The 12,450-nt window shown below is 63.1% G+C and carries 11 protein-coding genes; 1 reads left to right on the plus strand and 10 read right to left on the minus strand.

What is annotated here, in order from left to right; genetic code table 11:
* Both VEK15_10475 and clpS read right to left on the minus strand, forming a co-directional pair.
* Positions 1–1,830: AAA family ATPase (locus VEK15_10475; GenBank protein HXV61109.1), on the minus strand; the 1,830-nt coding region annotated here is incomplete at its 3' end.
* An 80-nt stretch (positions 1,831–1,910) separates the two neighbouring features.
* The gene (gene clpS / locus VEK15_10480; protein HXV61110.1) at positions 1,911–2,225 is read right to left on the minus strand and encodes an ATP-dependent Clp protease adapter ClpS; all 315 of its coding nucleotides are present in this window, start codon (positions 2,223–2,225) and stop codon (positions 1,911–1,913) included.
* 53 nt (positions 2,226–2,278) lie between these two features.
* Here clpS and VEK15_10485 point away from each other — a divergent pair, with 53 nt between their 5' ends.
* Positions 2,279–3,958: an alkaline phosphatase family protein gene (locus VEK15_10485; GenBank protein HXV61111.1), complete on the plus strand. Its 1,680-nt coding sequence runs from the start codon at positions 2,279–2,281 to the stop codon at positions 3,956–3,958.
* Between the two features lie 2 nt (positions 3,959–3,960).
* Here VEK15_10485 and VEK15_10490 read toward each other — a convergent pair whose 3' ends face one another.
* The 8 genes from VEK15_10490 to VEK15_10525 all read right to left on the minus strand — a co-directional run.
* Positions 3,961–5,298, minus strand: a complete 1,338-nt coding sequence (locus VEK15_10490; protein ID HXV61112.1) for an AbgT family transporter — start codon at positions 5,296–5,298, stop codon at positions 3,961–3,963.
* Positions 5,295–6,494, minus strand: coding sequence for a M20 family metallopeptidase (locus tag VEK15_10495; protein HXV61113.1), 1,200 nt, complete (start codon positions 6,492–6,494; stop codon positions 5,295–5,297). The genes VEK15_10490 and VEK15_10495 overlap by 4 nt, the downstream gene beginning before the upstream one ends.
* Positions 6,495–6,734: 240 nt before the next feature.
* Positions 6,735–6,899 carry a hypothetical protein gene (locus VEK15_10500; protein ID HXV61114.1) on the minus strand — a complete coding sequence of 55 codons (165 nt, stop codon included), beginning with the start codon at positions 6,897–6,899 and terminating at the stop codon, positions 6,735–6,737.
* A 126-nt stretch (positions 6,900–7,025) separates the two neighbouring features.
* Complete coding sequence (locus VEK15_10505) at positions 7,026–7,397, minus strand: STAS domain-containing protein (protein HXV61115.1); 372 nt, start codon at positions 7,395–7,397, stop codon at positions 7,026–7,028.
* 110 nt (positions 7,398–7,507) lie between these two features.
* Positions 7,508–8,233, minus strand: coding sequence for an aldolase (locus tag VEK15_10510; GenBank protein HXV61116.1), 726 nt, complete (start codon positions 8,231–8,233; stop codon positions 7,508–7,510).
* Between the two features lie 10 nt (positions 8,234–8,243).
* Entirely contained in the window at positions 8,244–9,764 is a 1,521-nt protein-coding gene (gene gltX / locus VEK15_10515) for a glutamate--tRNA ligase (protein HXV61117.1), read from the minus strand.
* Between the two features lie 45 nt (positions 9,765–9,809).
* Entirely contained in the window at positions 9,810–11,582 is a 1,773-nt protein-coding gene (locus VEK15_10520) for a BatA domain-containing protein (GenBank protein ID HXV61118.1), read from the minus strand.
* Positions 11,583–11,584: 2 nt separating this feature from the next.
* On the minus strand, positions 11,585–12,450 hold an 866-nt coding region (locus tag VEK15_10525; GenBank protein HXV61119.1), incomplete at its 5' end, for a DUF58 domain-containing protein.

Here is a 12,450-nt window from a genome sequence, read left to right on the forward strand (position 1 = left end):
CGATCCCGCGTTGGAGGTCATGATCAGAATCGCTTGACGAAAGTCGGCTTTCCGACCGGTATTGTCCGTCAGAGCGGCATGATCCATGACCTGGAGCAGGATATTGAACAGATCCATGTGCGCCTTCTCGATCTCGTCGAGAAGCACGACACAGTAGGGATGTTGCCGCACCGCGTCGACGAGAAGCCCTCCCTGCTCGAAACCCACGTAGCCGGGTGGCGCGCCGATGAGACGCGCCACGGCATGCTTCTCCATATACTCGCTCATATCGAAGCGAATGAACTCGTTTCCGAGGTGACGCGCGAGCTGTCGTGCCAGCTCGGTCTTCCCTACCCCAGTCGGTCCGGTGAACAGGAAACATCCGGCGGGATGGTCCGGGTGGCCCAACCCGGCACGAGAGCGGCGAATGGCGCGGGCAACGGCATCGATGGGGCCGGGCTGCCCGAATACGACACGTTTCAGCGATTCCGGCAACGTGCGCAATCTCTCCTTGTCGGAGGCCGATGTCTGCTTTTCCGGGATTCGAGCGATCCGGGCCACGATCTTCTCGATCTGCGGGATATCTACCGGAGACGACGCGTCTTCGGTTTTCGCCGACAAACGTTGCGCCGCGCCGGCTTCGTCGATCACGTCCACGGCGCTGTCGGGAAGACGGTGCTCGCGCAAGTGTCTCTTCGCGAGACGGACGGCGGTCTCCAGCGCACCCTTCGTGTAGGTCACCCGATGATGCTCCTCGTAGCGCGACTGCAATCCCTCCAGAATCTTGACCGTGTCCTCGAAAGACGGCTCCTCGACCACGATTCTCTGAAGCCTTCGGTGGAGGGCGCGGTCTTTCTCGAGGTGCTTGAACTCCTCGAACGTCGTGGAGCCAATAAGACGAACGCGCCCTTCGGTCAGAACCGGCTTCACGAGGTTGGCCAGGTCCATCGTGCCACCCGTGGTCGCGCCCGCTCCCACCATCGTGTGCAGCTCATCGATGAAGAGCACCGGCTTCTCCCGCATCTCGAGAGCGGCGATGACCATCTTGAAACGCTCTTCGAAATCTCCTCGATAACGCGTACCGGCGAGAAGCGCACCCGAGTCCAGGGCGAAGATCTCCGCGCCCCTCAGGATCTCGGGCACTTGATCGGCAGCGAGCTTCTGCGCCAACCCCTCGACCAGCGCGGTCTTCCCCACACCGGCGTCACCCACGAAGACCGGATTGTTCTTCCGGCGGCGACAAAGGATCTCGAGCGCCCTCTTGATCTCCGCGCTACGGCCCACGAGTGGATCGAGAAGCCCCTGGCGGGCTCGCTCGGTGAGGTTCACCGTGAAAGCCGTGAGCGGATCCGAAGCTCGGTTGGGCGCATCTTCCTCGCCGACGCCGGCCCCCGCCGGCTCACCCGCGGGGATCTGCGGCACTTTGGTGATTCCGTGAGAGATGTAATTGAGCACGTCGAGCCGGGTGATTTGCTGCGACTCCAGGAGCTTCGCCGCGTGGGAGCGCCGCTCCTGAAGTATCGCGGCGAGCGTGTCCCCGATATCGGCCTCGCTCTTGCCCGAGCTTTGAACGTGGAGCACCGTTTTTTGCAGCACCCGTTGAAATGCGAGCGTCTGGATCGGCTCCTGGTGAGAGTCCAGGGGAAGGAGCTCGATATCGTGCTCGAGATGACTCTTGAGGCGACTGCGAAGCTTTTCCAAATCGGCGCCGCAAGCCTGGAGGATCTCCTCTCCTTTTGGATCGTGCGCGATGGCGAAGAGCAGATGCTCGAGAGTCAAATGCGCGTGCCGCCTCGTGTCGGCCTCACGATAGGCGACGTTCAAGACCATTTCCAGGTTAGTGGTAAACATCCCGTTACTTCTTCAATATTAGTTCGTTTAATGCTCTCACGCCGTAGCTTTCGTGCGTAGGCGGAGGCGCCGCATAGTCGTCATTCCGGCTCGATGCTGCAACGAAGCGGGTGACCCGCTTCTTTGGCCCAATCGTGCACGAGGGCCGCCTTCGTTTCCGCCACTTCGTGAGGATATACGCCGGCAATCCCCGCGCCCCGGGTATGCACGTGCATCATGATGCGGTGCGCTTCGGCGGGTGACTTGTTGAACACCGCCTCGAGGATCCTCACGACGAAGTCCATCGTGGTGTAGTCGTCGTTGTGGAGGATCACCTTGTAGAGCTTGGGCTTGTCCGTCTTCGAGCGCGTTTTCTCGAGGACTTCACCCTCGGTTTTTCGGTCGGCTCCTGCCATTCCATTCCTATTCTAGCAAGACCTCCGCGCGGGATCGGTTACACTCTGGCGCCGTGTATTCGAAGCCGCATGTGCTCTTTGCCGCGGTCGCCGCGCTCGCGGGCGGATCCTGGTCGTGCCGCGACGCTCCGCCCTTTGTCGCCGTGTTCTGCCTGGATGGGGCCAGTGGGGACATCATCGACGAGTTGCGTTCCCATCAAAGGGTTCCCGCTTTCGAGCGGCTCATCGACGACGGCGTGTATGGGCCGATGCAGTCTCTCGCCGAGCGACGGATCATGGCCGCGGAACCGCGTCGCGGCTACTGGTCCCCGATTCTTTGGGCGAGCGTGGCTACGGGGGTCGTTGCCGAGAGACATGGCGTCAGAGACTTTCTTCTGCCAAAGCCCGGCACCTCGGTCGTCTGGATGGGATCGGAGGACGACCCGCCCGTCGCCGAGCTGAACCTTCCGGAAATCCGGGGCAGCGGCCCGTTTCTCATGCGATTGAGACTCCGCTCCTACGAGTCGAACGGAACGCAGAACATCGGCATTCGATTCAACGGCGAGCCGCTCGGCAACCTGACCGTTCCCGTGGAATGGCAAGAGTTCCAGGTTGCGGTGGCCACCGAGCGGCTCCGGCCTGCTCGCAACGAGGTCGTTTTCGAGCTGACACGGCAGAGCCGCCCGTCGGATGTGACGAGCGGAAGAACGAAGGATCACCGCCTCCTCTCAGCTCAGCTGGCTCGCCTAGAGGTACTGGACGTCGAGGGTCGTTCCGTGCTCGAGCTCGATCCGGCGTTCGCTCGTTTCGACCTCGGACGTGGTTTTTACAAGCCGGAGGGACCAGTCGTGGAGGCGCAGAGTGCCCACCTGCGATCGCGCCCCGTCTGGACTCTCGCCGGCGACGAAGGGCACCCGGTGGGGATCGTCGGTTACTGGGGCACCTGGCCTGCGTACCCGGTCAATGGGTATCTCGTGTCGTCGCGCATGGGGCTCCGCGGTCGGCGGGTGAACACCACGAGCGACCTCACCTGGCCCCCCGAGCTCGTCTCCGAGATCGAGCCGCTCTATCCGTCGCTCGAGGAGATGGAACCGGTCTTTTCCTCCCTTCATCTTCTGGACTGCGATCCTCCCCTCATCGAGGATCGAGCGGCCATTCCCGGCGTTCTCCGTCAGGACGAGCTCTATGTCCGCGCCGCCAGAAAGCTCTTGCCCTCCATGAGCAGCGGACTGTTCATGGTCTATTTCGAGTCCCTCGACGTCTTGAGTCACGCCTATCTCTCCTGGAAACACGGTGCCGAGATGCGGCCCGGGTGTCGCGAGTCTGCGCGACGCATCGTCGATTCGACGTACGAGCTGGTCGACCGCTGGTTGGGCGAGCTCATCGCGCTCCTTCCCGAGCACGCCACCATTGTGGTCATTTCGGACCACGGTCTGGTGCCCGCCGAGCTCGGAGGGCTGCATTCGCCCGAGGGCATCTTCATCGCATCCGGCGCAGGAATTCGCCAGGACCGGGCGTTTCACGGCGCTTCGGTCCTCGACGTTGCGCCAACCCTTCTGCATCTGCTCTCCTCACCCGTTCCCCTCGCTATGGACGGAAAAGTGCTCGCGCAAATCTTCGAGCCGGAGACGCTCGAGCGCGCTCCGCCACGCTATGTCGACTCCGAGATCGACTTCGACGTCGGCACCGAAGCATCGAGCGAAGGGCAGGACGACGTCTTAGAGCGCTTGCGGTCGATTGGGTATATTCATTAGAGCTAGAACGGGCCGTACTGCATCGCGTGGGCGGTGAGGAGCAGCACCAGGCCGGCAATCAACCAGAGACACTGGAGTGGCCAGATGAACCGAACCCAATCGGTCCACTTGACGCCTATCATGGCGAGCCCCGCCATGAAGTAGCCCTGGGTCGGGGTGAGCACGTTCGTGAATCCGTCCCCGAACTGGTAGGCGAGCACGGTGGTTTGCCGGGTCACGCCGACGAGATCGCCGAGCGGCGCGAGGATTGGGATGGAAAGCGCCGCCTGACCGCTTCCCGAGGGCACGATGAAGTTCAAAAGCACCTGCACGAGATAGATGCCGACGACGCTCGCCGAGCGTGGCAGGTTCTCGACCGCGCCCGCGAGCGCGTGCAAGATGGTATCCGTCACCAGGGCGCCGTCGAAGATTACCAGCACGCCGCGGGCGAGCCCAACCACGAGAGCGCCGGTGGTGATACCGGCCGCGCCTTCGATGAAATTCTCGGCGATCTCATCCGCTCCGAGGCCTCCGAGCCAACCAGCGAGGAACGTCACCGCGACGAAGACGCCGCTCAGCTCCAGAAGGCCCCAGCCCCATTGGAGAGCTCCGACGACGAAGGCTCCGACGGTCGCTGCCAACAGCAGGAGTACGAGGATGTGGCGGCGTTTCAGACCGCGCATGGAGGATGGCTCGCTGACCTGGGGCGCGCTGCGCACGCGCGCGGAGTACCGCATCACGTGAAAGATGGCGAGCGATGTCACGACGACCCAGACGACGAGCCGATAGCCGATTCCCGAAAATAGAGGCAGCTCGGCGATTCCCTGAGCGACACCCACGGTGAACGGGTTCATGAACGCTCCCGCGAATCCCGCTCCCGCGCCAACGAGGCCGACCGCGCCCGCGGTGATCGCGTCATAGCCGAGCCGTCGCGAGAGTACGAGGAGCGCCGGAAGGAACACGAGAGTCTCTTCCGCCATACCGAGGCTTCCTCCAGCGAGGGCGAAGACGAGCATCAAGACGGGTATGACCCGCTCTCCACGACCGCCTTTGGCGATGATCCATTCGATGGCGCCCTCGATGGCGCCCGTCGCGTTCACCACTCCGAAGGCGCCGCCGATGATGAAGATAAAGAACACGATGTCGGCGGTAGCGCTCAGGCCTCGAGGGAAGGCCAGGAAGACGTCGGCAACGCTCGCGGGATCGGAGCGAGCTTCCTGATAAGAGGCCGGATCGACGACGGTGCGGCCACCACGATCTACGCGCTCATACTCTCCGGCGGGAATGACGTGCGTCGCGAGGGCCGCGGCCACGACGAGCGCGAAGAGAAGGACGTAGGTATGCGGGAGCTTGAGCTTCATGGAGAACAGAACAGCGTTGCGGTCAGAGCATAAATTCGGGCGGCGTCGAGCAGGTCTTCGACGGGTACGCTCTCGAACGGCGAGTGCGCGAGAGAAAGCTTTCCCGGCCCCAGAATGATGGAGGGAATCCCGCCGAACCGCGAGAGGAGGGCTCCATCCGACCACGCGGGAAACGTGGTGAGTCGCCCCGTATCGCCCAGCACTTCCCGCCGTGCCTCCTCGGCCGACCGAACGATGGGGTGCGAGGGCTCGGTCACGAGTGCCACGTGCTCGAGCGTCGCCATCCCCCCCGGCATCCTGCGCACGGCGGATCTGAGACCCTCCATCTCGGACTCTACGGCCCGGAGCAGTTCCTGAAGCTCCCTGACGACGTCCTGAAAGCTCTCGCCAGGAACCGTACGCCGGTCCACTCTGAGAACGCACTTTGCCGGAACGGTCGAGGGCTGGTCGCCTCCTCGAATCGTGCCGACGTTCAGTGTCGGGGGGCCCAGCACCGGATGAGCTCTCGCGGCGAATCGCGGAGCAAGCTCCCGCTCGGCCCTGTCGATGAAGCGCGCGGCGGCGCGAATCGCGCTCACGCCCGCCTCGGGCGCACCACCATGGGCGGAGCGACCGCGAAGCTCGATCTCGAGCCATTCGAGCCCTCGATGACCGATGGCGATCTCGTTGCTCGTCGCCTCACCCACGATCGCGGCGTCGGCGCGCTCTCCGGTCCCGACGAGGTGCTCGGCGCCCAGGCTTTCCATCTCCTCGTCGATGACCGCGGCCAGAGTCACGGCTCCCGTCTCCAGGGCGCCCGCTCGGTGAAGCGCGACCAGCGTACCCGCCATCGCCGCGAGCGCACCTTTCATGTCCGCGGAACCACGGCCGAGAAGGTGACCGTCGCGAATCTCGCCGGAAAACCCGACCCCCGGCCCGGCGGCGTTCAATGGGACGGTGTCGGTGTGGCCGCACAGCATCAGATGGCGTCCCGATCTCCCGCTATCGAGGGTGCAGTAAAGATTGGGGCGGCCCGGGGCCACTTCCACCAGACGGCAGAAGAGCCCCGCTTCTACGAGGAAGCCTTCGAGAGCCCTGACGACTCCCTCTTCCTGGCGGTCGATGCCGGGGTGGCTCGGGATCTGGACGAGCCTCGATGCCAGATCGACGATGCCGGCAGCGGCGATGGCGCCCTCGAGATCGATGGAGCGGGTCAGACGCGTTACTCGCGCGAGCTCGGACGCGGCCGAACACCCGGCCCCGTCGACAGCGGGACACGGTCGCCGTCACGAACGGGCGACAGGCGTTCTCCCATTGAAAAGGCTCCCGTGGATTTCCGGGCGAGAGTAAGCGATGAAGGGAACGGATGCAACCCGTCAGTCGAAACGGCTAGGACAATTTTTCCGGCGACGGTGCAGGCTCGGGCCCGCGCCAGGAGCGCTCAACTGGGAAAGCGGTCAGGCTCCTCCAGCCGCATCGGCCCGTTTGGCCATGGCTTGCTGGCCCTTCAGGATCGCGCACCATTCCTTGTGCTCCCCGACCGGCATGCCACACTCGACGCAGATGCGGACCCTCTTCTTGGGCTCCGTTTTCCCGCCAAACAACTTCTTGATGAACGACATTATCGACTCTCCTGAGCCTCCGAGGGCCTCACTCACCAACTATAGACGATACGGACCAGCCCAGGGTTTTGTTCAATTCTTTGAACCCCCATTTTTCACGAAACTAAAGCTCGCTCGGAGGAAACTTCACTCCGTTTCGCCTTTCTGCTGAATGACATCCAGGTAGTCGTCGAGCTCTTTGACGCTGGCGAAAACGGAGCTCAAGTCGACCGCCTTCACGATGTCGAAGACTTTCTTGACCGAAGGGCGAGGATTGACGATGAGCGTCTTGCCGCCGCGTCCCTTCATGAGTTTTTGGGCGCGGTATAGGGAGCGAATACCGGCGCTGCTGAGGTATTCCAGCTCGCCCAGATCGAGCACCAATACCTTGATGGGCGATTCCAACACCGTGTCCAACTCGGTGTCGAAGCCCCCGGCGGTGTTGGTGTCGAGCCGTCCCTCGAGAAACATCGTCTTTGCGAACGGGCGCGTATCCTCGTTGCGTAGGTTCAGCGACATGATTGCAGCAACTCCTCTCTGCCCACGACGCCGGCGAGATGATTATAGATACAAATGCATTGTACCTGGGTTCTCGCGCGTTTTCTGATCCTCCTCGTCGTCGACTTCCGTCAGCTCGCGTAGTCGGGCTCGTCTCGATCGAGAATCCGCTTCAGCGCAGCGAAGTGCTCCTCGGCCTGCTTGTCCAGGTTGTTGGGACGGTCCGGACGCACGTAGACGCGAGCGACGTCGTCGGGCACGAAGCGGAGGGGCTTGCCCGTCGCCTGAGCGAGAATCTGCACCTTGGCGGCGCGCTCGAGAAAGTAGAGATCGTCGTAGGCCTTGGCGACGCTCGGGCCAACCACGATGACACCGTGATTCGCGTGAAACAGCACATCCTTCGTGCCCAAGATCGACGCTAGTCTCTCTCCTTCGGCGTCGTGGTCCGCGGCCCCCTGATAGTTATCGTCGTAGGCGATGCGTCCGTGAAAGCGGAGAGCGTTCTGGCTCACGGGAAGGAGCCGCCCGTTGTCGAGCGAGGTGATCGCCGTTGCGTAGGTTTGATGCGTGTGGAGCACCGCCCCCGCCTCGGGCCGCGCACGCAAGATGCGCGAATGGATGTAGAGCGCCGAGGGCTCGACCTCGCCCTCGCCTCCATGGACGTTCCCCTGGCCGTCGACGAGGAGAAGCCGACTCGCCGTGACCTCGCTCCAATGAAGACCGTGAGGAATGACGAGAAAGCGGTCCTCCCCCGCCCGGGCGGTGAAGTGATTGTTGATCCCTTCGCACAAATCGTGTCGAACCGCGAGTCGATAGGCCGCGGCGAGCTCGATGCGGGCGTTGCCCTCGTTCATCATGTCGTCTCCATTACGTCTCGTCCCTGCGATCGAGGATAGGCTCGAAAGTCCGTAGATAGTCGCGCTCCAGCTCCTTCGTCCGCTTGGCCGATAGCCCTCCGAGAGCCTCGATGGCCCGGCGCAGCCGCATCCGCACGAGGTCGAGGCCCAGGAGCTGCATCGAACGGAAGAGCGGCGTGGACGCCGGGGAACCGGTCATCGCCACGTAAAACGGGCGGGTGAGATCTCTCAGTTTGACGTCGCGCTTCGCCGCGAGCTCGCGAAAGACCGCTTCGATGGCGTCGTCCGAGAAATCCCGGGCCGACTCCAGGAGCCAAATCGCCGTCTGGAAGACCCCCGCCAGCTCTTCACGAGTCTTGCCTTTGAGCGTCAGCTCCGAGGGATCCAGCGGAACCCCGTCGGCGAAAAAGAATGCCGTGAGGTAGCCCCAGTCGGAGAGCGTCTCCAGCCGAGGCTGCGCGAGCGGCGCGATGCGCTCGAGAGACTCGTCGGACAGGGCCCACTGACGGAGAAGAGCGACGAGCCCTTGGGCGTCGTAGTCTTCACGTATGTAGCGAGCGTTCAACCACCTGAGCTTTTCGACATCGAAAACGGGGCCTCCGAGCGAAAGCGCCTCGAGCACGAAGTGCTCGACGAACTCGTCGCGGGAGAACTTCTCTTCGCCCTCTGCCCGGGTCCAGCCGAGGATGCCCATGAAGTTCACCATCGCCTCGGGGAGGAATCCCGCTCTACGATAGTAGTCGATCGAAGTCGGGTTCTTGCGCTTGGAGAGCTTCGACTTGTTGGCGTCGTTGTTCCGCAGAAGCGGCAGATGGCAAAACACCGGGGGCTGCCAGCCGAACATCTCGTAGAGCATCAGGTGTTTCGGAACCGAGTTGATCCACTCTTCCCCACGAATGACGTGGGTGATCTCCATCAAGTGATCGTCCACCACGTTCGCGAGATGATAGGTCGGATATCCATCCGATTTGAGGATGACCTGATCGTCGACCGTCGCCCAATCCTTCACGATCTCTCCCCGCAGGAGGTCGACCATCCGGCATTCGCCATCGAGCGGGACCTTCATTCGAACCACGTGGGGCTCATCCTTGCGCGCCTCGGCGCGCTCCAGGGGGATCTCGCGACAATGCCGATCGTAGCCGGGAAAATGCTTCTCGTCGCGATTCGCGGCGCGCATCTCTTCCAGACGCTCCCGGGAACAGAAACACCGGTAGGCTTGTCCTAAGGCGAGCAGACGCTCGACGTGCTCCCGGTAGATGGCGAGCCTTTCACTCTGGCGGTACGGAGCATGAGGTCCTCCGACGTCCGGCCCCTCGTCCCACGAAAGGCCGAGCCAGGACAAGGACTCGAGAATCCTCCTCTCGGATTCCGGCGAGGACCGGGCTCGATCCGTGTCCTCGATGCGCAAGATGAAGGCGCCGCCCTTCTTGCGAGCGAAAGCGTAGTTCAAGAGAGCCTGATAGGCCGTTCCGACGTGGGGGTCACCCGTGGGTGACGGGGCCACGCGTACACGAACCCGGCTCGTGTCCATCCAGGGGATGGTAGCCCAGTGCCGCGACGCGAAGCGAACGCTGGCTCAGACCGTCATCCGGCGGTGGTACGTCCACCATTCGACCACCACGAGAGCGAATGCCACTCCGATGAGAACCAGCCAGAGCTCTCCGGTGGATTCGTCGCGCATCGATTCGAATCCTTCATCGAGCTGGGCCTCGGTCAGCGACGAAGCATTCACGTTCGAAACACCCGGGTTCAGGAGGTTGGCAGACACCACGACTTCTCCGCCGCCACTACGAACGGAAAACAGACCGGGCGCGTCGGGGGCGAACGATGTCCCCGACGGGGACGCCCGCACGGGCACGTCGTGCCCCTCGAGGTCGGTCACCGCGGCACCGGGAAGCGCAAGCGCAATGGTACCGAGAGGGGAGCTCAAGACCTCGGTCCCCGTCAGCCAGCTCACCGCGTTCGAAAGAAAGATCGGAAAGCTCGCCTGAAGCGGAAGGTTGGATTGGGCGAGGTCGAAGGTTACATGAACGAACCGCACCGGAACGTCGCCGGCGAGGATGAGCGGCTCGAGCTCCGTACCCACTAGCACGTCGAAGTCCCCCACCTCGACGGCCGCAACCCGTTCGACGACCACGTCCACGAGCGAGACGTTCGCCATCACGGGATGTTCTCGCTCGGTTCCCGAAAGCGAAAGCCCGGCGAGCTCACGTCCCGTGTGCTTTCCCAACCAGCCGACGGGCGTGGGATCGAAAGCAATGGCGGGCGCGGACGGAGGCGCGTCCGGAGCGAAGCGGTCGAACACGAAGAGGTCGGGCTCCGATGCGGTCGAAAGGTTGGACGGAGCGACGACCTGAAGCTCGATCCGAGGGTCGAGCCGGAGAAGCGTCTCCAGATAGGAGCTTCCCGTCGTCACCAGAGCCACCCGCAGCACCCTCGGCGTGCCGAGATAGGCATAGGCCACGTCGTCCAGCTCGAAACCGTCCTCTTCGGAGTCGATGAGAGCTCTGACGGGCCCCGAGGAGAATTGCGCCAGGTCCAGGATTTCGCCCCGAACCTGACCGGGCCCGAGGGAGAAGGTGCGCTTCAGAGAGGCTCCTCCCGCGCCGTCGACTTGCGCCGCGACTCGGCGAGCCTCGGCGGAATGATTCGCGACCTCGAGAAAGGCCTCGAAGCGCGTGGGATTTGCCGGGACGGCCCGAAGATCGAAAGCGGTTATGCCCACATTGGCCACGGGCTGAAAAACCGGAACGATGGTGACGCGCTCGGGAATCTTCGAGACCAGAACCCCATCGGTGACGAAGAAGACCTCGGAGTCGCCGAACAGATCCCTCGGGGGAAACGCGCTCTTCCCTCCGAGCGAAACCTGCAGCCGGTCGATGCGCTCGAGCGCCACCCGCCGGCTCGTGTACTCGCCACCGGGCACGTGCCCGGCGGTGTCCGCCACCAGGTAGCGGCTTGCCGAGCTCCCCTGCCGCACCAGCTCGCGAGCTCGATCGAGAGCCAGATCGAAACGGGTACGGCCCGACGACGACCGGGCGGCCATCGTGGGGGAATTATCGACCACGACGGCAATGCGGCGTGCGGTTCCCGACAGAGCCTCGATCTCGGGACGGCCCACCGACAACGCGATAGCGAGACCCACCGTGAGGGCGATGAGGAGAGACACGAGCCAGCGCCAGAAGTCCGATCGACTCTTGCGCTCTTTGAGCACGCGGCTCCAGATCAGCATCGAGGGCACGAGCACCCGTTGCGGGGGTGGCTTCAGCCAGTAGAGGAAGACGATGGCCGCGGCGGTCGAAAGGAGAACGAGGACCATCGTTGACAGGCCGAGCTGCAGGAAAGTCATTTCTATCTGAGGAATCGATCCTGTCTGAAGATCTGGATGATCAGATCTTCGAATGGAATCCGGGTCTCGGTTCGCACGTACCCCCACCCGTACTTGGAGCAATAAGCCTCGAGTGCACGCTGGTGATTCGTCATCTCGCGCTCGTAGGCGGCAACGAGTGTAGGCGACATCCGGAGCCGTTCGGAGCTTCCATTCTCCGAGTCGACGAGCAAGGCTTCGTCGGGGAACTGCGGCCTCATCTCCTCGGGGCTGAGGATGTGGACGCCGAACACGTCGTGGCGGAACAAACGTACGAAATCGAAGGCCGTTGAGAAACCGGCCGGATCCATGAAGTCCGACGCGATGACCACCAGGCCGCGACGACGCTTGGTACCGAAGAAGGTGCGAAATGTCTGGTGCAAGGAGGTCTCGCCGCTCAGGTGCATTCGGTCGAGGAAGTTGAAGATTCTCCAGATCTGATTGCGGCCCCGTTTCGAAGCGATCTGCTCGGTGACTCCGTTCGCGTAGCCGATTACGCTCACCCGATCCAGATTCAGAAGCCCGATATAGGCGAGCGCCGCGGCGACCTTCCTGGCGTAGTCGAACTTGGGGGGCTCCCCGAAGCCCATCGACCGGCTCGAATCGACGAACAAATAGATTGGCAGATCTGCCTCCTCGTCGAAGATGCGCAAGATGAGCCGATCGAGCCTCAGGAACGCCTTCCAATCGACGTCTTTGGTATCGTCGCCGCTCACGTAGGGGCGGTAGTCGGCGAACTCGACGCCGCTGCCTTTCTTGCGTGCGCGATGCTCTCCCCGCAAATGCCCGGGCAGCATGCGGTTCGAGACGAGCTTCAGGTACTCGAGCTTCTTCAGAAAATCTTCGTCGA

This window comes from Vicinamibacteria bacterium (genome assembly GCA_035620555.1).
Taxonomy (GTDB): Bacteria; Acidobacteriota; Vicinamibacteria; order Marinacidobacterales; family SMYC01; genus DASPGQ01.